The sequence below is a fragment of the Salinirubellus salinus genome (assembly GCF_025231485.1).
GTDB classification, from domain to species: domain Archaea; phylum Halobacteriota; class Halobacteria; order Halobacteriales; family Haloarculaceae; genus Salinirubellus; species Salinirubellus salinus.
In genome coordinates, this window is sequence record NZ_CP104003.1 from 2,999,780 (window position 1) to 3,022,333 (window position 22,554).

Here is a 22,554-nt window from a genome sequence, read left to right on the forward strand (position 1 = left end):
GCCGCTCCCTACCTGAACCTTCGCCGTTCCACTCGAAACGCCCCCGTCACGGATGTCGGTTTCACTTTCACCGGGCTGTTGACGAGGCTTTATCACCCGTGGGGCGCAAGACCGAGTATGGCGACCGCGAAATCGCAGGACCTGGAGGACCTCCCGGGCGTCGGCCCGGCCACCGCAGAGAAGCTCCGAGAGAACGGCTACGACTCGTATCAGAGCATCGCCGTGGCCTCGCCGGGCGAGCTCTCGAACAAGGCCGACGTGGGTGAGTCGTCCGCCGCGGACATCATCAACGCCGCGCGCGACGCCGCCGACATCGGTGGGTTCGAGACCGGCACCTCCGTGCTGGAGCGCCGCGAGCGCATCGGGAAGTTGAAGTTCCTCATCCCAGAGCTGGACGAGATGCTCGGCGGCGGCGTCGAGACCCAGTCCATCACCGAGGTGTACGGCGAGTTCGGGGCCGGCAAGTCCCAGATCACCCACCAGCTCGCGGTCAACGTCCAGCTCCCGGCCGACCACGGCGGGCTGGAGGGCCGGTGTGTCTTCATCGACACGGAGGACACGTTCCGCCCCGAGCGTATCGACGAGATGGCCCGCGGGCTGGACGACGACGTCATCGAAGCCGCGATGGAGCTCCACGGCATCGAGGACGGCAGCGCCGGCAACGAGGCGGACCTCGAGGCGCTGGTCCAGTCGTTCCTCGACAAGATCCACGTCGCGAAGGCGTTCAACTCCAACCACCAGATCCTCCTCGCGGAGAAGGCCAAGGAGATCTCCAAGGAGTACGAGGACGACGAGTTCCCGGTCCGCCTGCTCTGTGTCGACTCGCTGACCGCGCACTTCCGCGCGGAGTACGTCGGCCGCGGCGAACTCGCCTCCCGCCAGCAGAAGCTCAACAAGCACCTCCACGACATCGACCGCGTCGGCAACCTCTACAACTCGGCCGTCGTCGTCACGAACCAGGTCCAGTCGAACCCGGACGCCTTCTTCGGCGACCCGACCAAGCCCATCGGTGGGAACATCCTCGGACACAAGTCCACGTTCCGGATGTACCTGAAGAAGTCGAAGGGGAACAAGCGCATCGTGAAGCTCGTCGACGCGCCGAACCTCCCGGACGGCGAGAGCGTGATGCGCGTCGAGGGCGCGGGCCTGAAGCCCGAGTAGGTTGGTTCGAGCGTAGCGAGGGACCGACGGTTCCTCGTTCGAACGGCGCTGCACGCCGTGAGCGTAGCGAGAACCATCTCACGGCGAGCGGCGGACCCCTCCCCACTCACTCGGCCGTCAGCAACTCGACGAGCCGCGCCTCCGCCTCCCGCCCGGGGTCGAACGCACTCCCGTCGCGGCCGCTCGCCACCGCCTCCGTGACGGTCCGCTCCATCGCCACCTCGACCGGCGTCGAGTCCCACCCGAGCGACGCGAGCTTGCAGGTGTCGAGGACGTGTGGGTAGCGCGACCCGAGGTGGTGGTAGAGGACGAACTCGTCGGGGTCCAGTCCGACCCTCGCGAGTTCACGCTCGCTCGCGTGGACGACCTCGACGGACGTGTCCAGCGCGTCCGCGACGAGCTCGACGACGTCCTCCACCGTACACACCCGCCGGTCGGCGGCGTTGTAGGCCTCGCCCGGGTCGCCCGCCTCCGCGGCGGTGCGGATGGCCGCCGCCACGTCCTCCACGTAGGCCCGGTGCCAGATGGCGGTGCCGTCACCGGGGACGACCACCCGGTCGTACCGCCGGACCCGGTCGACCCAGTAGTCGTGGTGCGTCTGGAGGCCCGGCACGTCGCCGCCCCACGTCGCCGGGACGGTGTCGGGGCCAGCCCCGCCGTCGCGGTCGGTCGTCTGCGGGCCGTACACCATCGAGGGGCGGACGGTCACGGCTGCCATCCCGTCGGCGACCGCGGCGGCGACGAGCCGGTCGCACTCTGCCTTGCGCGGCCCGTAGGTCGCCATCGTGTCGTCGACCGCCTGCTCGGGCGTACACCCGTGGAGCGGCGTCTCGGCCTCGCGTTTCGGTATCTCGTGGGCCGCGTAGACGCCGCCGCTGGAGACGTAGACGTACCGCGCCACGTCGGCGAAGACGTCGACGACGGTCCGGGCGTCGACGGGGTGATAGAGGGCACAGTCGACGACCACGTCGGGGTCGGCCCGTCGGGTGACGTCGGCGAGGACGTCGGCGTCGGTCCGGTCACCGACGACGTGCTCGACGGCGTCCCACTCGGGGACGCCGAACTCGACGGTGCCACGACTGAGGACCGTGACCTCGTAGCCGTGGTCGAGGAACTCGGCGGCGGTGTGACGGCCGACGAACCCGGTTCCGCCGACGAGCAGTGCGGAGCGCATCCGTCGGAGTACGTCGTGTGCGCTGAAGTGACTATCTCACCGGCGGGTGAGTCTCGGGCGACCCACACCGTGTCGGGGACGGGACGTGGAGGAGCCGGTGGGCCGCTCGGTCGTGACGCGGCGCTACAGGTCCAGCCGCTCGAACGCCAGCAGCCCCAGCCCCAGCGGCACCACGACCCACAGCAGCAGGTAGACCACGAGCGCGACGTCCGTGAGGTACACCGGCAGGCCACCGCTCTGCCGGAGGATCTGCGCGGCGATCTGGCCGTTGAACCCGCCGATGAGGCTGGTCCGGGCGGCGAGCTCACCACTCGGACCGACGCTGGCGACCAGCGACTCGTAGGTCCGAACCGGGTTGAGGTGCCGGACGAGCAGGAACAGCTCGATGCTCGCCACCCGCGAGAGGTCCAGCAGGTCCGAGAGCTGCCGGAACACGGCGCTCGAGAACTGCCCCCAGAGCAGCGTGAACAGCGCGTAGAGCCCGACGATGACGACGACGGCCCGCCGACTGGTGGGGGCGGCGGCGCTCGTCCCGACCGAGATGGCGACGAAGACGACGCCCAGCAGCGCCGTCGCCAGCGCGAACCCGGCGAACCCGAGCGGCTTGAACGGGACGCCGGCGAGGGGGAAGACGGGGACGGCGACGAGGAAGCCGAGCAACACCGGCACCGTGACGACGGCACTCCGCCCGAGGAACTTCCCGAGGACCGTGCTCGCCCGCGAGTGGGGGAGCGAGAGCAGGAGTTTCAGCGTGCCCGACTCCCGCTCGCCGACGACGGCGCTGTAGGAGACGACGATGGCCGTCAGCGGGACGAGCAGGCGCGTGATGGTCGTGAGCGAGGAGAGGAAGGCGTTCGAGGTGAGCCGCTCGCGGGCCATCCGGGCGGCCTGTCGCTGGGTGGTGTTGTTGCTCGCGGCCGCGTTGTCGAGGAACTGCTGGAACTGGTCGGCGAAGAAGAACGCCGCCGCGGCGAAGAAGACGACGAACACCGTCCCGAGCAACAGGAGCGCCCGGGAGCGGATGGCGTCGCGGTAGTCCTTCTCGGTGACGACCCGGACCGAGCGGGGGTCGACGTTCACGCCGACCCCCCCGTGTACGCCGCGAACAGGTCGTCGAGCGACGCCTCGCGCGTGCTGAAGTCCTCGACGGTCGCGCCCGCGGACTCCAGCGTGTCGAGGACGGCCATCTTCACGTCACCCTCGCAGGCGACGGTGAGACCGGTCGACGCCACGCGGACCTCGCTCACGCCGTCGACGGCCTCGACGGCCTCGACGACCGACTCGTCCAGCCCGTCGGGGTCCTCGACGCGGATCTCGAGGGTGGTGTCGCTCCCGCTCTTGGCGCGCAACCCCTCGATGGAGTCCTCGGCGACGAGTCCGCCGTCCCGGAGGATGCCGACGCGGTCACAGACGGCCTCGACCTGCCCGAGGACGTGCGAGGAGAAGAACACCGTCGCGCCACGGTCGCGCTCGGCGCGGACGATGTCGCGCATCTCGCGCGCCCCGTTCGGGTCCAGTCCGGTGGAGGGTTCGTCCAGTATCAGCAGGTCGGGCTCGCCGACGAGTGCCATCGCCAGCGCGAGGCGCTGGGTCATCCCCTTCGAGAAGCCGCCGGCCCGGCGGTCGACGGCGTCGGCGAGGCCGACCCGTTCGAGGACGGCGGCGGGGTCGTCGTCCACGTCCTTCGACTCGGCGGCGAAGGCGACGTGTTCGCGGGCGGTCAGCCGGTCGTAGGTGTCGAACCCCTCGGGGAGGACGCCGGTGCGTTCGCGGATGGGGACGCTCTCGGCCGCGGCGTCGTGTCCGAGCACCTCGACGCGGCCGGTGTCCGGCCGGACGAAGTCCAGCAGGACGTTGATGGTGGTGGACTTGCCGGCCCCGTTCGGACCGAGGAAGCCGAACACCTCGCCCTCCTCGACGGTCAGGTCGAGGCCGTCGAGCGCGGTCACGCTACCGAAGCGCTTCCCGACGTCGCTCATCTCGATGGCGGCCATACCCCCGCGTTCCGCCCGCCGGTACAAAGGGAGACGGGTTCGGTCGGCGCGTGCGGCCGCGCCCGCCACCGGGTGGCCCCGGCTCTATATCTCGTCGTCGGGCGCGTTGTTCTCGCGGACCCGGTCGGCCTCGGCGGCGTAGCGCTCGCGTTCGCTCTCGGGCGTCGGTTCCAGCGTGTCGGCCTCGATCTCGCGCGCGGCCGTCGCCGGCGACCGGCGCAACACGTTCATCGCCACCTCGCGTCGGACGTACCGCTCGCCGTCGGGCGTGGCGTACACCAGCGTCACCAGCCCCCGGTCGTCGTAGGAGCGCTCGACCAGCCACGTCTGTACGGTGTCTGCCTCGCTCATTGGCGGGCGTGGGGCCGGGGAGGGCTTCGGCCTGACGGTCCTAGTTCAGCACCCAGAACCCGTAGTTCAGGTACGTGGCGAACGAGACCCACGCGAGGTACGGGAGCAGCAACAGCCCCGCCCGGCGGTCCACGCGGTAGAACAGCGCGATGTTCGCGACGATGGCCACGAGCAGGACGAGGATGACGGCCAGCGCCGGGCCGATGGCCTCCGCCCCGAAGAAGACGAACGACCACGCGGTGTTGAGCACGAGCTGGACGCCCAGCGCGGCGTAGGCCGGTCGCTTGTCCGGGTAGTCGGCGCGCGAGACGAGCCACGCGGCCACGCCGATGAGCGTGTAGAGCGTGGTCCAGACCGGGCCGAACACCCAGTTCGGCGGCGCGAGCTCGGGTCGGACGAGCGTGGCGTACCAGCTGTCGATGGCGGTGAACGTGGCGAGGCTGCCGAGCAGCCCGGCCAGTTGCGCGAGCACGATCCAGCCCAGCAGCTCGAGACCCGCCCGCAGACGCGGGTCGCGGGGGAACGAGACGGTGTCCATAGCTCCTGTAGGCGCTCCGAGGTGATAGCGGTGTCCCGAGCGGGGGACCACTGGACCGGAACGACCGGGGGACGGGCCAGCGCCCCCTGTCTTTACGTCGCTCTGTGGTGAGGGGTAGCCCGAATGGAGGGTGTTCTCTGGTATCTACTCGCGAGTTCCCGGGGTGGCCCGACACGGGTCCGCATCGTCCGGGCACTCGACGAGCGGCCACGGAACGCCAATCAACTCGCGACGGAACTCGACCTCGACTACACCACCGTCCGGCACCACCTCGACGTGCTCCAGTCGGACAACGTGGTCAGGAGGACCGGCGGCGACTACGCCGCAGTCTACCTGTTCTCCGAGGAGGCCGAGGCCCACTGGGACACCGTCGAGGAGATACTGGAGACCGTCGACCCGGAGGCGTGAGTATGGACGAAGTTTGGACAACACCGAAGAACTCGACCGACGAAGAGGAGGCCGATGACCCTCTGGCTTGACGCCGCCCGCGTCCTCGCGGGCGTGAACGTGCTCGTCCTGCTGGCGCTCGGGGCCGTCTGGCTCCCGGCGTACCGACGGCACGGTGCGCGACACACGCTCGGCCTGCTGGTGGTCGGCGCGTTCCTCCTCCTCGAGAACGCGCTGTGGCTCTACCTCTACCTGTTCCATCCCGCGTTCGTCGGGTGGTACGTCGAGAGCGGGACGGAGATGCAGGTGGGCATGATGCTGCTCTGTGGGCTGGAGCTGGTCGCGCTCGCGGTGCTCGCCGCACTCACCTGGCGGTAGGCCCCGGCGGCAACCTCGGACGAATTTTGGACGCAGTTCGGAAAACGCTCATCCCTCGCGACTGCCCTCCTCACGGTATGGCACCCACACGACGCGCAGTGCTCGGACTGGTGGCGACGGTGGGGGTAACTGGCTGTGTCGGTGGCTCCGACGGCACGGGTGGGGCGAGTCCCACGGCGACGCCGGCATCGACCAGCACGCCGGCGGCGACGGCCGGCCCGGCGGCCACCGTCGCAGTCGACAGTCACCCCGACCTCGGGGACCTCCTCGTCGGCCCCGAGGGGCTGACGCTGTACCTGTTCGACCAGGACACGCAGGGTGCGGGGTCGAGCGCCTGTGCCGGCGGCTGTGCGGAGGCGTGGCCGCCGCTGACCGTCGACGACGACTCCTCGGCCGGCGAGGGGGTGACGGCCGAGTTGACGACGTTCGAGCGCGAGGACGGGCGGACGCAGGTGGCCGCCGCCGGGTGGCCGCTCTACTACTTCGCCGAGGACGAGGCGCCGGGCGACGTGAACGGTCAGGGCGTCAACGGCGTCTGGTGGGTGCTCGCCCCCGACGGTACACCGGTGCGGACGGGGAGCGAGACCCCGACCGCCACCGGCGGCGGGAGCGGCGGTCCCTACTGAGGCGCCCCCGGCCTGCGAGCCACAGCAGGCTGCTTATCATCCGCAGTCTCGACGGGTGGACATGAGCGTCCGCGATGAGTTCGACGCCTGGGCGGCCGACGGCCGCGACCGGGGCATGGAGGACCGACACTGGCACACCGCGAAGCACGTCCTCGCGCGGATGCCCGTGGAGGCGGGAGACACCGTCCTCGACCTCGGGTGCGGGTCGGGCTACGCCGCCCGCGCTCTGCGAGAGACGAAGGACGCCGGCCTCGCCGTCGGCCTCGACGGTGCCCCCGAGATGGCCCGGAACGCCCGCGCGTACACCGACGACCCGGCCGTCGAGTTCCTCGTCGGGGACTTCGACGCGCTGCCGTTCGCCACGGACAGCGTGGACCACTGTTTCTCGATGGAGGCGTTCTACTACGCCGCCGATCCGCACCACACCCTCGCCGAACTCGCGCGCGTCCTCCGACCCGGCGGCACCTTCCACTGCGCGGTGAACTACTACGAGGAGAACGTCCACAGCCACCACTGGCAGGAGAACATCGCCGTGGAGATGACCCGCTGGGACCGGGCCGAGTACCGCGAGGCGTTCCGCGAGGTCGGCTTCCACGTCGCCACGCAGGACAACGTCCCCGACCGTGAGACGGAGATCCCGCCGGCGGAGGAGTTCCCCACGGAGAACTGGGAGACCCGCGAGGCGATGGTCGAGCGCTACCGCACCTACGGCACCCTGCTGACCGTCGGCGTGGTCCCCTAGCGCGCCGAGGTCGCCTTCTCCCCCGTCCGCTCGGCGTGGACGTGGTCCGCCAGTCGCAACGCGAGCGCCGCGATGGTGAGCGTGGGGTTCGCCGCCCCACCGGTGACGAACACGCTGCTCGAACTCACGTACAGGTTCGACAGGTCGTGGGTGCGGCAGTTCGGGTCGACCACGCTCGTCTCGGGGTCCGTCCCCATCCGCGTCGTCCCGAGGTGGTGGAGGGCGTACCACGGGTCCTCGGGGGTCACGGGCGCCTCGCGGTCGGTCGCACCCAGCTCCTCGAGGATGCCGTCGAGCAGGTCGAGCGACTCGGTCAGCGTCCCGCGGGCGGCGTCGCCCACCCCGAACGAGAGGTCGGGGACCGGATTCCCGGCGGCGTCGGTCGTCGACTCGTCGAGGCCGACGTGGTTGTCGTACTCGGGGGGCATCTCGACCCACGCGCCGATGGCGACCAGCCCCTCGTACTCGTCGCGGAGGTCGGCCAGCAGGTCGTCGCCCCAGCGCCCCCCGCCGAGGAGTCCCGGCGCCCGGCCGCTGACGGCGTTCCCCAGCCGCGAGGGGCGGACGAGCGCCGCCGTCGCCAGCGGCGTACCGGCCGTGTTCGACGGTTCGACGAGGACCGACCCGGTCGGCCCCCGGTCGTGCTGGTAGAACTGCTCGGTGAAACTCGTCGAGTAGCCCACGTTCTGCGGGGCGGTCGGTTCGTCGACGTAGCCCGTCAGTCGGACGTACGGGTGCTCCATGAAGTACCGGCCGACGAGGCCGCTGGAGTTCGCCAGGCCGTCCGAGTAGACCTCGGAGGTCGAGAGCAACAGGAGTCGGGCCGTCTCGACGGCCCCGCAGGCGAGTACGAACGTCCGGGCGCGCTGTCGGTGCTCGCCCCCGTCCGGCGTCCGGTAGACGGCGGCCGTGACCCGCTCGCCCGTAGCGTCGTGCTCCAGTCGGACGACGGGTGCCTCCGTGACGATGCGGGCCCCCCGCCGCTCGGCCCGTTCGGCGTGGACCGTCGCGTCGTACTTCGCGCCCGAGGGGCAGACGGGCGTGCAGGTGCCGAAGCCGACACACCCGCTCCGCCCGTCGTAGGGGACGGAGTTGACGGCGCGTGGCACCGGCGCGAGTTCGATGTCGAGGGCGTCGAACGCGTCGGCGAACAGCCGGTCCGAGTGACTCGTCGGGTGGGCCGGCAGGGGGAACTCGGTCGACCGTGGCGGCGCGTACGCCGAGTCGGCACCCGCCACGCCCAGTTCCACCTCCGCGCGGGCGTAGTACGGTTCGAGGTCGGCGTAGGAGATGGGCCAGTCCTCACCCACGCCGTACCGTGTCCGCATCTCGAAGTCCTCCGGGTGGAGCCGCGGAGTCATCCCGCCCCAGTGCAGCGAGGTGCCGCCGACGCCCTTCACGCGACTCGTGTTCAGGCTGTACGCCTGCTCGCCGGAGGTGCTGTACGCGTCGCGCGGCCCACCCATGTCCCACACCGCCTGGAACGTCGACCCGGGGTGGAGCGCCCGGCGCATCCGCTCCATGCGGTCCTCGAGGTCGAAGCGTGGACCGGCCTCGAGGACGACCACGTCGTGACCGCGGGCCGCCAGCGAGTCCGCGACCAGCGCCCCGCCGGGGCCGGAGCCGACGACACAGACGTCCGGGACGTTCGCCGCGGACCGCCGCGCCCGGAACCGTCGGGTCACCGTCCCACCTCCTCGGGCGCGTGCGGGGCGCGCTGGTAGGCCTCGTGGCCACCCCCGTAGCCCGGCGGGTTCTCGATGCCGACGAGACGCCCGCCGACCGGCGTGCTGAACAGCGCGAACAGCAGTTCGTCGACGACGTAGTGCCTGATGCGTGAGGCCGTCCCGCCGTCCGGGTCCGCCCGCGCGCCGTTGACGCCCAGTTCCCGCAGGACCGCCTCGCACTCGGCGGGCGCGCACTCGGTCAGCGGCGCCCCGTGGACGAGTCGCGCCTGCTCGTCGAGCGCCCCGACGGCCCGTTCGACCGCCGCGAGGTAGGTCGGGTCGACCCGCGCCCGGCCGGCCACGTAGCGCTCGACGAACGCCGACGAGGGCGTGACGGCGCTCGGGTAGACGGCCGCGGCGACGGCCACCAGCCCGTCCACGGTCGGCGTCGGGGGGCGGACCGTCGCGAGCGACGCGCGACCCACGCCGGCGCCGATGCCCAGCGCCCCGAGTGCGACCACGGCGTCACGGCGCGTGAGTCGGTGGGGGGCCCCCTCGGTCACCCACGCCCCCGGCGACGGGGCGCCGCCGTCCGAACGCTCCGGGCCCCGGGCGGTCCCGACCGCAGTCGGCCCCCCGTCCGACCCACCTCGCGAGGCGAGCGCGAACGCGACGAACGCGAGAGCGAGCACACCGCCGAGCACCTGCACCCACCGGCCAGACTCGACGACGACGGTGAACACCACGCCGGCCAGCCACGCGGGGACGCGCCCGCCGAACAGGGCCGCCGGGTCGGTGACGTACCCGAGGTCCTCGGCGAGCGTGCTCAGGACGACGCCGACCCCGACCCAGAGCACCGCCACGACGGCCGGGGTGGCGACCCGGTAGCGCCGGTGGTTCGTCGTGGTGTCGAGTCCCGACACGGGCGGGTGGCCGAGGAGCCGTGCCCCGGTGAGATACAGCGCTGGGCCGAGGGGGACCGCCACGACGAGCGTCTCGACGGCCCGGACCGGGACGACGGAGACGAACGCGCTGGCCCCGACCGCGGTGGCGACCCAGCCGACCGTCGCGGCGTGGCACAGTCCCGCGACGGCGACGACGCCGGCGAACGCGAGCGGCCAGCGTCGGCCGCCGACGAGCCACGGCGTCTCACGGCGGACGGCCGCCCAGAGCGCCACGCCCACCGCGGCGAAGGCGAGGGTGCCGGCCGTGCCCGCCGCCACCGTCGTCGGCGACCCGCCGACGACCGTGTGGTAGCTCGCCGCCCCGGCCACCACGCCGAGCGTGCCGGCCCGCCCGAACAGCACCGCGAGGGGGACGACCAGCGCGCCCGCCGCGAAGACACCGACGAGCGGTGCGCTGACGGCGAGCACGCCCGCGAACCCGACGGCGACGGCGACCACCACCTGCGTCCCGCGCCCGACCCGGTCGACCCGTAGGGAAGTCATCCCTCCGAGAGAGGTCTGTGAGTGTCTTGGTTACAGACCAGTTAACGGTGACTCCGTCCCGGTCGGGTGGCGCGGGACCACAATTGTATGCGGTGTGGTGCGGCAGTGGTGACGACGAGTCTGTCGGGAGCGCGTGCGCCGGCGACCAGTCTGGGCCTGCTGGACGCGACGATGGTCGGTATCGGCGCGATGACGAACACGATGGCGAGGTCTCCCTCGTCGCCGTCGAGCCGGACGTGGCCGACGAGGTGTCGTGGCTGTTCCGGGGCTGAGACCCGCTCCCGACCTCCGGGACCGACCCCTCCTTCCCGACTTCCGGGACCGACCCCTCACCCCTTTTCAGGCGGCACCACACTCCCGAACATGGACCTCCGTGTCATCGTGGTCGGTGGCGGTCGGGTGGGGTACCACGCCGCCGAGTCGCTGGAGGAGCAGGGACACCGGGTGGTCGTCGTCGAGCGGGACGGCGACCGGTGTGAAGAGATTGCCGACGCGTACGTCGCCAGCGTCGTCGAGGGCGACGGGACCCGGCCGGACATCCTCCGTCAGGCCGACCCGGAGCGGGCCGACGTCATCCTCGCGCTGACGCCGAACGCCGGGGCCAACCTCGGGGCCTGTGTGCTGGCCTCGCGGCTGAACCCCGACCTCCGGACGGTGATGCGGGTCGCGACACCGGCGGGTGCCGAGGGGTACGAGGAGGTGGTCGACGCCACCGTGTTCCCGGAGCGGGCCGGCGCCCGTGCGGCCGTCAACGCGGCCACCGGTGACGCGATGTGGGCGGTCGAGTCGCTCCCCGGCGAACTGGAGATCATCGAGATGCGGGTCATCGAGGACTCGCCGCTGGCAGGCCGGTCGCTCTCGGCGGTGAGCCTGCCACACGGCAGTCTCGTCGTCTCCGCGGCCGACGGCGACCGTATCGCCAGCGCCGAGACGACGCTCGAACCGGGTCGGGCGTACCTCGTCGCGGCGGAACCGAACGTGACCGACGAGGTCAGACAGCTGTTCCACGGATGAGTCACGACCAGCGCAAACCGGCGGCCGAACTCGGCCTGCTGGACGCGACGATGATCGGGATGGGCGCGATGATCGGGGCGGGCATCTTCGTCCTGACCGGGCTCGCCGCGGAGATCGCCGGGCCGGCCGCCATCCTCGTCTTCGCACTCAACGGGGTCGTGACGGCGTTCACCGGCCTCTCGTACGCGGAACTGGCCGCCTCCATCCCCAAGTCGGGCGGCGGCTACGCCTTCGTCCGCGAGGTGTTCGACGACCTCGCCTCGTTCGTGATGGGGTGGATGCTCTGGTTCGCCTACATGATCGCGGGGACGCTGTACGCGCTCGGGTTCGCCCCGAACTTCCTCGAGTTGCTCCACGTCTACGGGCTCGTCCCGCCGCCGGACGCGGTGGGGGCAGTGTCGCTGGTGGCGGGGGTCGCCGTCCCGCCGGAGGTGGCGCTCGCGGCCGTCGCCGTCTGCCTGCTGGTCTCGGTCAACGCCGTCTCGACCGCCGCCAGCGGGAGTCTGGAGACCGTGTTCACCATCGTCAAGGTGAGCATCCTCGTCGTGTTCGTCGCGTTCGGACTGACCTCCCCGATGTTCGTCCCCGGCGCGGAGTTCCAGCCCCTGTTCGGCGACGGCGGCCCGTTCGCCATCCTGCCGGCGATGGGGCTGACGTTCATCGCGTTCGAGGGATACGACCTCATCACCACGGTCACGGAGGAGGTGGAGAACCCGCGGCAGAACATCCCGCGGGCCATCTTCATCAGCCTCGCCGCCACCGTCGTCGTCTACCTCGCCGTCGTCACCGTCGCCATCGGCACCCTCGGCGCGGACGGCCTCGCCGAGGCCGGCGAGGCCGGCATCGCGCAGGCCGCCACGGCGTTCATGCCCGAGTTCCCCGTCGTCGGCGAGGGTGGGGCCGTCATCGTCTTCGGCGCCGTCTTCTCCACGCTGACGGCGCTCAACGCGGTCGTCATCGCCTCCTCGCGCGTCGCGTTCTCGATGGGGCGGGAGGGCCAGCTCCTCCCGCGCGTGGGGCGCATCCACCACCGCTTCGGGACGCCGTTCGTCGCCATCCTCGCCTCCTCGGTGGTGATGCTGTTCGCCGTCGTCCTCCCCACGAAGAGCGCGGGCAACATGTCGAGCCTGTTCTTCCTGCTCTCGTTCGTCGTGGTCAACGGCGCGGTCATCCGCCTGCGTCGCGAGCGCCCGAACCTGACCCGCCCCTACGAGATGCCGCTCTACCCGCTCCCACCGGTCGTCGGTATCGTGCTGAACCTCGTGCTGACGGGCGTCCTCGTCGAGTACCTCGTCCGGACCGACCCGCTCGCGCTCGCGTTGAGCGCCGGGTGGATCGGTCTCGGGCTGGTCGCGTACGTCCTCGTCGTGCGTGGGGAGTCGGCCCCCACCGCCGCCGAGTCGGCCGTCGAAGCGGGCGACGACTGAGTCTTCGACCCGCTCAGTCGAGCAGTTTCTCGCCCGCCTCCACCGCCACCTCCAGCGTGTTCTCCGCGGGCGGGATGGGGCAGGCGAACGCCTCGTTGTACGCGCAGAAGGGCGAGTACGCGAGGTTGAAGTCCAGCGGCACCGTGCCGCCGTTCACCAGCAGGTCGTCGGGGTCCCGCGGGTGGAGTTCGATGTACCGGCCCGCGCCGTAGGTCTCCTCGCCGCTGGTGGCGTCGCGGAACGGGACGAACAGCGTCTCGCCGGACTCGTCGCCCGCCTGCTCGTAGGCGTAGAGGTCGCGCTCCTCGCCCGCGAGGTCGAACGTCAGTCTCGCCACCCGGACGTACTCGACGGGGTGGCCGGCGGTCATCTCCATCTCGAACGTGTCGTCGTCGTCGACGGGTTCGAGGGTGGCCTCGACCCGGTAGTCGGGGTCCGGGGGGTAGTACGAGAGCCCGTCGAACGCGTCCTTCTCGTCGTCCGGGATGGGCGACTGCGGGTGCTCGGCGAAGAAGTGGTCCTTCTCGTGGCGGTGGTGTTCGAGTTCCTCCTCCCACTCGGCGGTGTCGACGTCTGTCTCGCTCATGGTGGCCCCACTAGTCGGTCACCCTTGGTAACCCTTCCGCACGTGTGTGTGCCCGGTGGGGTCCCGTTTCGGGTCGAGCGCAGTTCGGGTACCGTAGGGGTCGCTGTGCGTTCGAGCGGTGTGGTGCGTTCCGTGCGTTCGAGCGGTGTGGTGCGTTCCGTGCGTTCGAGCGGGGAGACTAGCGCGGTACAACCGAGACCGCACGGCTCCGCGAAGCGGCCGGTCAGCCCGAAGGGCCGACACGGCGGCCCTGCCCTCCCCCGTGCCCGACTACACGCTCCAGCCGGTCGCGTGAGTCGGGCAGGCCACCTGCTTCACCCGCCCGACGAGACCGCCGGCCGCCGAGGACCACGCGGCACCGCCGCGTGTGTCCGAGGTGGGGGAGGGACGGCCTGCCGTCCCGGGCCGCCCTGCGCGGCCCGGGCGGCCGCTCCGCTGTGCGGTTCAGTTGTACCGCGCTGGCACTCTCGCTCTCCGTCACGGTGTCCTCTCCGCGCCCCCCGCCACACCCGGCGGACCGTCACCTTCATCCAGACAAGCCGTGAACGAACAGTCCATGCGACGGCTCCACGCGCGGTACCCCTTCCTCCGGGCCTCTCGCGAGGCCGTCCAGGACGCCGAGGTGGACCTCGGCCAACTGGTGACGGAGGGCGGGCCGGCGGTCGAACGGGGCCGTGAACGGGTCGAGCGCGCCCTGCTGGCCGGGACGGTGGCCAGCGAGGGCCGGTCCTCGACGCGGGCCGAACTGCTCTCCTACCCGGTAGCGCGGGTACTCGTCTCGCTGCTCGACACGCCCGGCGCGGTGGCCAAGTACGCCAACGCCGAGGCCGCCCTCGCCCACGCGCGGTTCACCGAGGACTTCGACGACGACGCCCAGCTCAAGTCGACGGACCGCGAGCGTCTCTCGCTCGACCGACTGCTCGCCGACTTCGACCTCTCCGGACAGGTCCGGCCCACGGGCGAGGGAGAGTTCCTCGTCGACGTGACCGCGTACCTGAAACTCGCCTCGGCGCTGGAAGGCGAGCGGTGGCGCCTCGTCGCCCGCGAGCTACACGACGGCGTGGTCCCGGTCCGGCGGCCGGAGCTCTACACCCTGCTCCGTGAGGCGGTGCGCCGGCGGGTGGCCGACGACCTGCCGCTCTCCGTTCCCGAGGGGGTCGCCGACGCGCTGGCCGGGCAGGTCCGGACGCTGAAGGACGCCGTGGCGGACGTGGAGTTGCGCGCGACGCCGGACGTGGTCGAACCGGAGCTGTTCCCGCCGTGCGTGAAGGCGCTGCTCGAACGGGCGCCCGACCTCGACCGGCGGGGCCGGTTCGCGCTGGTGTCGTTCCTCGCGGGACTGGACGTGGACACGCAGGACGTGCTGGCGTTCTACGGCGTCGAGACGGAGAGCGACGCGGACTCCGTGGAGTACCAGTTCGAGCGCCTCGCCGACAGCCGCGGGGCGGCGTTCCCGCCGCCGGCGTGTGCGACGATGCAGGCGTTCGACCTGTGCGTGGACCGCGACGAGGTCTGCGCGGACATCGGGCACCCGGTGACCTACTACGCCGAGCGCGTCGAGCGGGCGGGCGTCGCGGTCGACGCCGACGCCGGTACCGCCGACGGCGACTGACCCCGTCCCTGACGGATGGTCCGACTACCGGCCCGAGAGGAAGAAGCCGACGGCGAACATGAGGACGATGAACCCGACGATGGCGCCGAGCAGCGCCACCGCCCCCTCCGGTCCGAACCCGCCACGACCGCCGTAGTTCATGCCGATGGCGACGACGGCGACGACGAACACGACGACGGTGACCAGCGAGACGGCTATCTCGACCACCGTCTCGCGCGCTATCTGCATGTCCCGGCGTTCTGGGGGCCCGAAGAAAAGGACTTCGAAGCGTTCGAGAGCCCCGAACGCGCTCAGGCCGGTCTCGCGCCGACCGACCGCCGGTAGTAGTAGCCGACCAGCGGACCGAACACGACGAGGGTGGCGACCACCGCGCCGGTCAGGACGACGACGGTCACCGGGAGGGCGGTGTTCGTGTCGAGCGCCCCCGCCGTCCCAGCGGCCACGAGGAAGAACAGGTACAGCACGAACAGCCCCCGGACCGCGTGGAGGCGACTCCCCTCGCCGAGGAACGTCAGGTCGCCACCGAGCGCGACCTCGACGACGTCGAGCGCGGCGAAGACGGCGACGGCGCCGACCATCCCGACGACACCACCTACGAGCGTCGACAGGGAGAGGGCGTCGGCGACCCAGCCGGCGAGCAGGCTGTACAGGAGGAGGAACGCCACGGTGTGCACCGCGACGTGGATCGACCGTTCGGAGACCATACGGACAGTTCTGCCACCCGACAGTAAGAGTCCGTCGCCAGCGTCAGGGCCGTATCGTGTTCGACGCGAGGTCACGGGGGAAGTGCGTCAGCACCTCGTACCCGTCCTCGGTGACGGCCACCGTGCCGGAGTGGCGGTAGCCAGCCTCGTCGGTGTAGAGGCCGGGCTCGATGGTGTAGACGTGGCCGGCTTCCATCGTCCGGTCGGCGGGGTCGTCGCGGTGTTCACTCCAGCCAGTGTCGACGTACGGCGGTTCGTGGGCACCGAGTCCGATGTTGTGCCCGACGTGGTGCCGAGCGAGGTCGGCGATGCCCTGCTCGGCGAGGTAGTCGTGGACCGCGTCGTCCACGTCCGCGAGCGGCACCCCCGGCCCGCACGCCTCGATGGCGATGGTCTGGGCCTCCAGCATCTGTTCGAAGCGGTGGGCCTGCTCGTCGCTCGGCTCGCCGACGAACATCGTCCGCTCCAGCTCCGAGTAGTAGCCGTCGACGTTCGCCGTCGCGCCCGTTATCAGCACGTCCCCCTCCGAGAGTCGTTCGTTCGGGGTGTGCCCGTGCGGGAGCCGGGTCTCGGCACCGCTGATGTAGCCCGCGTGGACGGGGCCGTCGCCACGCGTGCGGACGGCGTACTCGCTCCCGAGCGTGTCCAGCATCGCCCGCGAGGCCGCCATCGAGGCGCGCTGGGAGACGGTCACCGGGTGGGCACCGACCTCGGTGAAGTCCGCCAGGTAGCGGTGGCCGAGGTTGGCCCACTTCGCCGACTCCCGGATCAGGTCGACCTCCGTCTCGCTCTTGGCCCAGCGCAGCCGGTCGACCCACGACTGGGTGTCGACCGCCACGGACGCCGAGAGCGCCGGCCCCTCGTAGCCCATCACCCCCGGCGCGCCGTCGCTGTCGGCCGCGACCGACGCGGCACCGAGGCCGTCGAGCATCGAGGCGACGACACCCATCGGGTCGCCACCGGGGTAGTCGAAGTAGTCGTGGACCGCGTCGACGCGCGGGTTCGGGGCGACCCGTTCGACCTCGAGTCGCGGGACGACCAGTTCGACGCGGTCGGCCGTGACGGCGAGACAGACCGGCCGCTCGGTCTGGATGTGGTGGAAGCCAGTCAGGTACTCGATGCTGGTCGCGCCGAACCAGACGGCGGCGTCACACGTGGTGTCGGACAGGCGCTCGCGGACCGCGGCGAGGCGGGACTCGAACTCGCTCGCGGGGACACGCGTCGTCATACCGCTCTCTCGGTCGCGGGCGGCAAGTAGCCTGTCCCGTCCCGGCGTGGGGCGAGCGGGCCTTTATCGCGTCTCGTCGCCACCCGACCGGCATGACCGAGACCCTCCAGACCGGCGGTGACACCGCTCCACCCTCCGTGCCCTCCCGTTCGTGGGGTGAGCGCCTGCGCCGGTTCGGTGTCCTGTTCCTGCTCGGGACGGTCGGCGTCGTCGCGCTCGTCCGCTCGACCGACCTCGCCACACTCGAGGCGACCGCCGAGGCCGCCGGCCTCCCGGCCGCCGTCCTCCTCGCCATCAGCGTCGGCCAGTCGCTCGTCCTCCTCTCGCTCGCCGTCGCGGTCGGCCTCTACGCCGCGCCCCGCGTCGGCTTCGAGTCACACCTCCTCTCACGACTCTCCGAGGGCACGCCGCTGGCCCCCGCGGTCCGCTCGTTCGCCCGGCCCGCGCTCCTCGGCGGGGTCGCGGTCGGGGCGCTCCTGCTCGCCCTCGATGTCGTGGCGCCGACGCCCGTCGACGGGACGGCCGCACCCACCGTCACCGTCGGCGCGCTGCTCGCCAGCCTCCCCCTCCGGCTGCTCTACGGCGGCGTGACCGAGGAACTCCTGCTCCGCTGGGGCGTGATGTCGCTCCTCGCGTTCGCCCTGTTCCGGACGGTCGGCCGGCGCGCCGAGGCGCTCTCGCCCGCGCTGGCGTGGACGGCCATCGTCGGCTCGTCGGTGCTGTTCGGTGTCGGCCACCTCCCCGCCGCGCTGACCGTCTACGGCGCGCTCACGCCAGCGGTGCTCGCGTTCGTCGTCGGGGGGAACACCCTCGCCGGCCTCGTCTTCGGGTGGCTGTTCTGGCGTCACGGCCTCGAGGCGGCGATGGTGGCCCACGCGCTGGCACACGTCGTCGCCGTCGCGGTCGGGTTCCTCTCGCTCGCGTAGCGGGCGAAGATATACACTCGCCGGCGTCTCCCGGTCGGTATGATGGACCCAGAGCGCCTCGACCCGCCCGCGCCGACCGTCCCTGACCGGCCCCGCACGTTCCGCTACGACGGCGAGGTGCGCCCCGGCGAGACCCGCCACCTCCGCTACGAGGTGGGCGAGACGTACCACGGCGCCGCCGTCGAGGTGCCGGTCACCATCGTGAACGGCGCCCGTCCGGGGCCGCGCCTGTTCGTCTCGGCGGCCATCCACGGCGACGAACTCAACGGCGTGAAGGTGGCACAGGAGGTGGCGGCGCGCTACGACCCCGACGACCTCGCGGGGACGCTGGTCGTCGTCCACGTCGCCAACGTCCCCGGCTTCCAGGCCCAGCAACGCTACCTCCCCATCTCCGACCAGGACCTGAACCGGGCGTTCCCCGGTCGCGAGTCCGGGACCACCGCCTCGCGGATGGCCCACGCGCTCTGGGAGGCGTTCTACTCGCGGTGTGACCTCGGGCTGGACCTGCACACCTCGACGCGCAACCGGACGACGATGTACCACGTCCGGGCGGACCTGAGCAGCCCCGACGTGGGGCGACTGGTGTGGGCGTTCGGCGCGAACGTCGCGCTCAACGGGGCGGGCGACGAGGGGTCGCTCCGGAAGGCCGCCACCGAGGCCGGCATCCCCACCGTCACCGTCGAGATGGGGAAGGCCCACCGCTTCCAGCCGGTCCTGATCGCGAAGGCCGTCGCCGGCATCGACAACGTCCTGCGGACCTACGGGATGGTCGACGGCGAGGTGACGGCCCCCGACTGGTTCCTCTCGACGGGCGAACCCGGCGACAAGGCGTGGCTCCGGGCCGACACCGGCGGCCTCGTCGACATGCAGTGGGGTCCCTACCCGTTCGTCCACACGGGTGAGACCATCTGCACGGTGACCGACCACTTCCGGAAGGAAGAGCGGGTCGTCGAGGCCCCGTTCACCGGGTTGCTCGTCGGGGTGCTCGAGAACCCCGTCGCGCTGCCGGGCCACCCGCTCTGTCACCTCGTGCGCGTGGACGAGGAGACCGCCGAGGAGATCGAGCGCGAGATCGCCACCGGCGAGTTCGACGGCTACCGGGCGAACGGGACGGTGTGGCGGGCGCCCGAGCAGACGTGAGTCCGGGCACCCGCAGACGCGAGCGATACGGTCGCACCCACGCTCCGCGGTCCGCTGCGCTCACCGCTCCGCCGAGGCGTCTCGCTCCACGCGCCTCCGCGCACCCGAAGTCTAATGTCTCGGACGCACCTCGCCCCGGTATGGCAGACATCGGCATCGACCTTCCCGACCGGATTCTCACCGAGATAGACCGCCTCGTCGAGCAGGGTGAGTTCCTCAACCGCGACCAGGCCGTCGAGGAACTGCTGGGGATGGGCGTCTCCGCCTACGAGACGACCACGGACGAGCCGGTCGAGGGCGTCGGCGACGACCCGTTCTCGCAGGCCGTCGACGACCAGCAGGACCCCGCGATGCGCGACGACGACTTCGGCGGCGGCTACTGATCCCGCCGGACGTCGCGGGCCCCGACCCACCCACCGGCTGTACCCGACGACATCCTTTTCTCGTGGCCACGCACACCGTGCGACAGCACACCGCATGAGTCTGTACCCCACGCAGGAGTGGCTGGAGGAGTACGGCAGACGCCTCGACGAGAACGCCGCGCTGGACGACGTGGCGGCCGGGTGGGGTGTCGGCTTCGACGGCGGCATCCTGCTGGTCATCACGGACGTCCCCGTCGAGGAGACGACGCTCGGTGACCTCCCGCCCGCGGCGCTCGGCGACATCCCCGAGGACATCCGGGCTGGCGTCGCGAACGTCACGCTCGCCGAGGCGCCGACGAAGTTCGGCGAGCGCCTCCGCCCCTCGCTCCCCGCCGTGGTCCAGGACCTGCTCTACCAGGTCGAGACGTACGTCGACGACGGGACGGTGTACGCCTACGTCGGGCTGGAGAGCGGCCGCTGTACCGGCGTCGAGTTGCTGGAATCCCCCGACGACCGGGAGACGGGGTTCGCCGTCCGAGCCACCTGCCGGGAGTGGCAGCGCCTCGTCGACGGCCGGCCCGCGCTCTCGGCGCTCCTCGGCGGCGACCTGCGCATCGAGGGGAACCCCGCCCGTATCGCCCAGTACGCCACCGTGTTCCACCTGCTGGCCGACGTGGCCGCCGAGGTGGAGACGACCCACCTGTTCCCGCGCTCGCCGGACCCGCCAGCCGAGCGACTCCTGGACGAGGCCCTGCGGGGCCCCATCCGCGTCCAGCAGGCGATGCAGCGCAACGCGATGCGCTCGGCCCGCCTGTTCGGGTTCCGGTAGTCCGGCCGCCGCCGACGCACTCTTGTCGCTGCCCGTCCGCGGGGGGCCATGGGCACCACAGACACCACTCCCGACTCGCCGATTCCCCGCCTCGGACTGGGGACGTGGCAGAACACCGACTTCGACCAGTGCCGCGAGAGCGTCAGGACCGCCATCGAGGTGGGCTACCGCCACGTCGACACCGCCGAACTCTACGAGAACGAGCGTCCCGTGGGTGCGGGTGTCGCCGCGGCCGGCGTCCCGCGCGAGGACGTCTACCTCGCGACGAAGGTGCTCCACCCGCGCGAGGCGGGCGACGTGACGCGTGCTTCCATCCGGGCTGCCGTCGAGGGCTGTCTCGACCGTCTCGCCGTCGATGCCGTGGACCTGCTCTACGTCCACTGGCCCAGCGACTACGACCTCGACCTCGTCCACAGCACGCTCGCGGAACTCCGCGACGACGGCCTCACCGACGGCGTCGGCGTCAGCAACTACGAACCAGAGCACGTCGATACGGCCCTCGAGACGGACCCCGCTATCCTCGCGAACCAGGTGGAGTGTCACCCGCTGCTCCCGCAGGGCGACCTCCGCGAGCACTGTGCCGACGTGGGCGTCGACGTGGTCGCGTACGCGCCGCTGGCCCACGGCCACGTCTTCGACGTGCCCGAACTCCAGTCGGTGGCCGAGGACCACGGCGTGAGCGTCCCCCGCGTGACCCTCGCGTGGCTCCGGGCGAAGGGGGTCGCCGCGGTGCCGAAGGCGACGAGCGAGGCACACGTCCGCGACAACTGGGCCTCGCGTGACCTCGACCTGTCCGACGCGGACGTGGCGACCATCGACGGCATCGAGCGGACCGAGCGGTTCTTCGACCCAGACTACGCGCCGGACTGGTGAGTGCGCGACTCAGTCTTCCGGTGGCGTTCGGTGGAACACTCGCTCACGCTCTCCGCTTCGCTCGCAGGAGGAAGTCCGCTCTCCCCGATTTGAACGGGGGACAAGTCGATCTACAGTCGACTGCTCTACCAAGCTGAGCTAAGAGCGGTCTACCAGAACGGAGCCGACGGTCGGACTTAACGGTTATCATACCGTCCCGTGTGCCCGACGACAGACAGGTGTCCGACGCCGCGCGAAGTTTCAAGTACGACGGAAGACAAGCGTGTACGACGGATGAGCAAGATCACGTTCCGAGCCGACGACGACCTCATCGAGCAGCTGGAGGAGTTCGACGCCTCCAAGAGCGAGGTCATGCGTGAGGCCCTCCGGGAGTACCTCGGGGAGCCGACGGCTGGGCTCGGGACGCAGTCGACGGCGTCTGACACGTCGTCCGTGGATCCGGCTTCGGGCAGCCTCGACGAGATGCTGGTCGAACGCATCGACGCGCTCATCGAAGACCGACTGGACGCGTACGACTCGCGGACGGCGCGTAAACCGCAGGATGTGAACGTAAACATCACTCTCGACGGCGATTCCGGCAGTGCCGGGGTGTCGGAGGGTGAGGCCCGTAAGACACCCGTGGACGAGGGCGTAAACGAGCCCGAGCCGGAGGCGAAGACGTGTAAACAGTGCGGCGACGACCTGCCGCCGTCTGCCGTTTACTGCGCCAACTGCGGGGAGAAGGCGAGCCACCGCGTGTTCTGCGACTGCGGGGACGAGATCCGCTCAGACTGGGCGTTCTGCCCCTCCTGCGGGCGTCGGACGCCGGCGGCCGATGTGTTAGACAAGTCGTAAACGACGGGCATACGCCCTCGAGCTGCCGACAGAGTACGAGTACCACCCGTAAGAGATGCACCTCGACGTGCCGGCTCCCGCCCAAACGGGCCGGTCTCGACCGCCGAAATCGGCCTCAGGGCCGACGTGCGTCTGACGCACGCACGACGGTAAACGGCGTAAATGGCCGTCTCAGGCTGTATACCGCCGTAAGTGTTGTCGTGTCTTACGCTGGTGAAAACATTTATAATACAACAGTCTGTGGTAGGAGATGCGTAAGACGGTCGTCTTACAGGGCGTGTGCGGCGGGGTGACTCGCCGCAGCGTGTGCACCCTGGAGACACAGTGCGGGCGTGTGCCGCCTCCGTCTTACCGGACCACAAGGGGAAATACCAAAATGGAGCGTGTGACACTACGGATTCCGAAGCAGCAGATAGATGAGGTCGAACGGCTTGTCGACACCGGCAAGTTCCCGAACCGCAGCGAGGCGATTCGCGCGGCCGTTCGAGAGATGATCAACGAGGAGGCCGACGACGAGCAGCCGCCCAAGCGCCGCGGCTGGGCCAAGGTGTAA

Annotated in this window: 26 protein-coding genes and 1 tRNA gene; 15 read left to right on the plus strand and 12 right to left on the minus strand. The window is 71.0% G+C overall.

The genetic code is table 11. The features are described 5' to 3' along the window. The first annotated feature begins 117 nt into the window (after positions 1 to 117). Positions 118 to 1,161: a DNA repair and recombination protein RadA gene (radA, locus tag N0B31_RS15740; RefSeq protein ID WP_260592577.1), complete on the plus strand. Its 1,044-nt coding sequence runs from the start codon at positions 118 to 120 to the stop codon at positions 1,159 to 1,161. Between the two features lie 106 nt (positions 1,162 to 1,267). On the opposite strand, the gene N0B31_RS15745 is transcribed toward radA, so the two are convergent. The 5 genes from N0B31_RS15745 to N0B31_RS15765 all read right to left on the minus strand — a co-directional run bounded on the left by N0B31_RS15745 (position 1,268) and on the right by N0B31_RS15765 (position 5,218). Further along, on the minus strand, positions 1,268 to 2,335 hold the full coding sequence (locus N0B31_RS15745; protein ID WP_260592578.1) for an NAD-dependent epimerase/dehydratase family protein: 1,068 nt from the start codon (positions 2,333 to 2,335) through the stop codon (positions 1,268 to 1,270). 123 nt (positions 2,336 to 2,458) lie between these two features. Continuing rightward, complete coding sequence (locus tag N0B31_RS15750) at positions 2,459 to 3,415, minus strand: ABC transporter permease subunit (protein ID WP_260592579.1); 957 nt, start codon at positions 3,413 to 3,415, stop codon at positions 2,459 to 2,461. Then, a complete protein-coding gene (locus tag N0B31_RS15755) occupies positions 3,412 to 4,329 on the minus strand; it encodes an ABC transporter ATP-binding protein (protein WP_260592580.1) in 918 nt (305 codons plus the stop codon). The genes N0B31_RS15750 and N0B31_RS15755 overlap by 4 nt, the downstream gene beginning before the upstream one ends. Before the next feature lie 84 nt (positions 4,330 to 4,413). Beyond that, positions 4,414 to 4,680 carry a DUF7967 family protein gene (locus N0B31_RS15760; protein ID WP_260592581.1) on the minus strand — a complete coding sequence of 89 codons (267 nt, stop codon included), beginning with the start codon at positions 4,678 to 4,680 and terminating at the stop codon, positions 4,414 to 4,416. A 40-nt stretch (positions 4,681 to 4,720) separates the two neighbouring features. After that, complete coding sequence (locus N0B31_RS15765) at positions 4,721 to 5,218, minus strand: TspO/MBR family protein (RefSeq protein WP_260592582.1); 498 nt, start codon at positions 5,216 to 5,218, stop codon at positions 4,721 to 4,723. Positions 5,219 to 5,341: 123 nt separating this feature from the next. Here N0B31_RS15765 and N0B31_RS15770 point away from each other — a divergent pair, with 123 nt between their 5' ends. The 4 genes from N0B31_RS15770 (at position 5,342) to N0B31_RS15785 (ending at position 7,351) form a co-directional block, all read left to right on the plus strand. Then, positions 5,342 to 5,626 carry a winged helix-turn-helix domain-containing protein gene (locus N0B31_RS15770; RefSeq protein WP_260592583.1) on the plus strand — a complete coding sequence of 95 codons (285 nt, stop codon included), beginning with the start codon at positions 5,342 to 5,344 and terminating at the stop codon, positions 5,624 to 5,626. Between the two features lie 54 nt (positions 5,627 to 5,680). Further along, positions 5,681 to 5,983 (plus strand): DUF8036 family membrane protein, encoded by a 303-nt coding sequence (locus N0B31_RS15775; RefSeq protein WP_260592584.1) that lies wholly within the window; start codon positions 5,681 to 5,683, stop codon positions 5,981 to 5,983. 77 nt (positions 5,984 to 6,060) lie between these two features. Further along, a complete protein-coding gene (locus tag N0B31_RS15780) occupies positions 6,061 to 6,609 on the plus strand; it encodes a COG4315 family predicted lipoprotein (RefSeq protein WP_260592585.1) in 549 nt (182 codons plus the stop codon). A 61-nt stretch (positions 6,610 to 6,670) separates the two neighbouring features. Continuing rightward, positions 6,671 to 7,351 (plus strand): class I SAM-dependent methyltransferase, encoded by a 681-nt coding sequence (locus N0B31_RS15785; RefSeq protein ID WP_260592586.1) that lies wholly within the window; start codon positions 6,671 to 6,673, stop codon positions 7,349 to 7,351. Here the strand turns inward: N0B31_RS15785 and N0B31_RS15790 are convergent. After that, on the minus strand, positions 7,348 to 9,036 hold the full coding sequence (locus N0B31_RS15790) for a GMC family oxidoreductase (RefSeq protein WP_260592587.1): 1,689 nt from the start codon (positions 9,034 to 9,036) through the stop codon (positions 7,348 to 7,350). The two genes, N0B31_RS15785 and N0B31_RS15790, sit on opposite strands and share 4 nt — an antisense overlap. After that, positions 9,033 to 10,466 (minus strand): gluconate 2-dehydrogenase subunit 3 family protein, encoded by a 1,434-nt coding sequence (locus N0B31_RS15795; RefSeq protein ID WP_260592588.1) that lies wholly within the window; start codon positions 10,464 to 10,466, stop codon positions 9,033 to 9,035. Before N0B31_RS15795 ends, N0B31_RS15790 begins: the two co-directional genes overlap by 4 nt. 363 nt (positions 10,467 to 10,829) lie before the next feature. Between N0B31_RS15795 and N0B31_RS15800 the strand changes: the two genes are divergently transcribed. Together N0B31_RS15800 and N0B31_RS15805 are read left to right on the plus strand one after the other, a co-directional pair. Then, entirely contained in the window at positions 10,830 to 11,480 is a 651-nt protein-coding gene (locus N0B31_RS15800) for a potassium channel family protein (RefSeq protein ID WP_260592589.1), read from the plus strand. Continuing rightward, positions 11,477 to 12,907 carry an APC family permease gene (locus tag N0B31_RS15805; RefSeq protein WP_260592590.1) on the plus strand — a complete coding sequence of 477 codons (1,431 nt, stop codon included), beginning with the start codon at positions 11,477 to 11,479 and terminating at the stop codon, positions 12,905 to 12,907. The genes N0B31_RS15800 and N0B31_RS15805 overlap by 4 nt, the downstream gene beginning before the upstream one ends. Positions 12,908 to 12,920: 13 nt before the next feature. Here N0B31_RS15805 and N0B31_RS15810 read toward each other — a convergent pair whose 3' ends face one another. Next, complete coding sequence (locus N0B31_RS15810; RefSeq protein ID WP_260592591.1) at positions 12,921 to 13,493, minus strand: DUF1684 domain-containing protein; 573 nt, start codon at positions 13,491 to 13,493, stop codon at positions 12,921 to 12,923. Between the two features lie 556 nt (positions 13,494 to 14,049). Here N0B31_RS15810 and N0B31_RS15815 point away from each other — a divergent pair. Then, entirely contained in the window at positions 14,050 to 15,105 is a 1,056-nt protein-coding gene (locus tag N0B31_RS15815; RefSeq protein ID WP_260592592.1) for a DNA primase large subunit PriL, read from the plus strand. A 24-nt stretch (positions 15,106 to 15,129) separates the two neighbouring features. On the opposite strand, the gene N0B31_RS15820 is transcribed toward N0B31_RS15815, so the two are convergent. From N0B31_RS15820 to N0B31_RS15830, 3 genes are all read right to left on the minus strand, one after another. Continuing rightward, on the minus strand, positions 15,130 to 15,333 hold the full coding sequence (locus N0B31_RS15820; protein ID WP_260592593.1) for a DUF7472 family protein: 204 nt from the start codon (positions 15,331 to 15,333) through the stop codon (positions 15,130 to 15,132). 62 nt (positions 15,334 to 15,395) lie between these two features. Continuing rightward, positions 15,396 to 15,809: a hypothetical protein gene (locus N0B31_RS15825; RefSeq protein ID WP_260592594.1), complete on the minus strand. Its 414-nt coding sequence runs from the start codon at positions 15,807 to 15,809 to the stop codon at positions 15,396 to 15,398. Positions 15,810 to 15,852: 43 nt separating this feature from the next. Further along, on the minus strand, positions 15,853 to 17,037 hold the full coding sequence (locus N0B31_RS15830; RefSeq protein ID WP_260592595.1) for a M24 family metallopeptidase: 1,185 nt from the start codon (positions 17,035 to 17,037) through the stop codon (positions 15,853 to 15,855). Positions 17,038 to 17,129: 92 nt separating this feature from the next. Between N0B31_RS15830 and N0B31_RS15835 the strand changes: the two genes are divergently transcribed. The 5 genes from N0B31_RS15835 (at position 17,130) to N0B31_RS15855 (ending at position 21,167) form a co-directional block, all read left to right on the plus strand. Further along, positions 17,130 to 17,963: a CPBP family glutamic-type intramembrane protease gene (locus tag N0B31_RS15835; RefSeq protein ID WP_260592596.1), complete on the plus strand. Its 834-nt coding sequence runs from the start codon at positions 17,130 to 17,132 to the stop codon at positions 17,961 to 17,963. A 39-nt stretch (positions 17,964 to 18,002) separates the two neighbouring features. Then, positions 18,003 to 19,103: a succinylglutamate desuccinylase/aspartoacylase family protein gene (locus tag N0B31_RS15840; RefSeq protein ID WP_260592597.1), complete on the plus strand. Its 1,101-nt coding sequence runs from the start codon at positions 18,003 to 18,005 to the stop codon at positions 19,101 to 19,103. 140 nt (positions 19,104 to 19,243) lie between these two features. Next, complete coding sequence (locus N0B31_RS15845) at positions 19,244 to 19,486, plus strand: ribbon-helix-helix domain-containing protein (RefSeq protein ID WP_260592598.1); 243 nt, start codon at positions 19,244 to 19,246, stop codon at positions 19,484 to 19,486. A 94-nt stretch (positions 19,487 to 19,580) separates the two neighbouring features. Beyond that, on the plus strand, positions 19,581 to 20,294 hold the full coding sequence (locus tag N0B31_RS15850) for a sterol carrier protein (protein WP_260592599.1): 714 nt from the start codon (positions 19,581 to 19,583) through the stop codon (positions 20,292 to 20,294). Between the two features lie 48 nt (positions 20,295 to 20,342). Next, on the plus strand, positions 20,343 to 21,167 hold the full coding sequence (locus tag N0B31_RS15855) for an aldo/keto reductase (RefSeq protein ID WP_260592600.1): 825 nt from the start codon (positions 20,343 to 20,345) through the stop codon (positions 21,165 to 21,167). Between the two features lie 74 nt (positions 21,168 to 21,241). Here the strand turns inward: N0B31_RS15855 and N0B31_RS15860 are convergent. Then, positions 21,242 to 21,315, minus strand: a tRNA-Tyr gene (locus tag N0B31_RS15860). Between the two features lie 125 nt (positions 21,316 to 21,440). Between N0B31_RS15860 and N0B31_RS15865 the strand changes: the two genes are divergently transcribed. Both N0B31_RS15865 and cdrS read left to right on the plus strand, forming a co-directional pair. Then, positions 21,441 to 22,001 (plus strand): double zinc ribbon domain-containing protein, encoded by a 561-nt coding sequence (locus N0B31_RS15865; RefSeq protein WP_260592601.1) that lies wholly within the window; start codon positions 21,441 to 21,443, stop codon positions 21,999 to 22,001. A 376-nt stretch (positions 22,002 to 22,377) separates the two neighbouring features. Further along, a complete protein-coding gene (cdrS, locus tag N0B31_RS15870) occupies positions 22,378 to 22,554 on the plus strand; it encodes a transcriptional regulator CdrS (RefSeq protein ID WP_260592602.1) in 177 nt (58 codons plus the stop codon).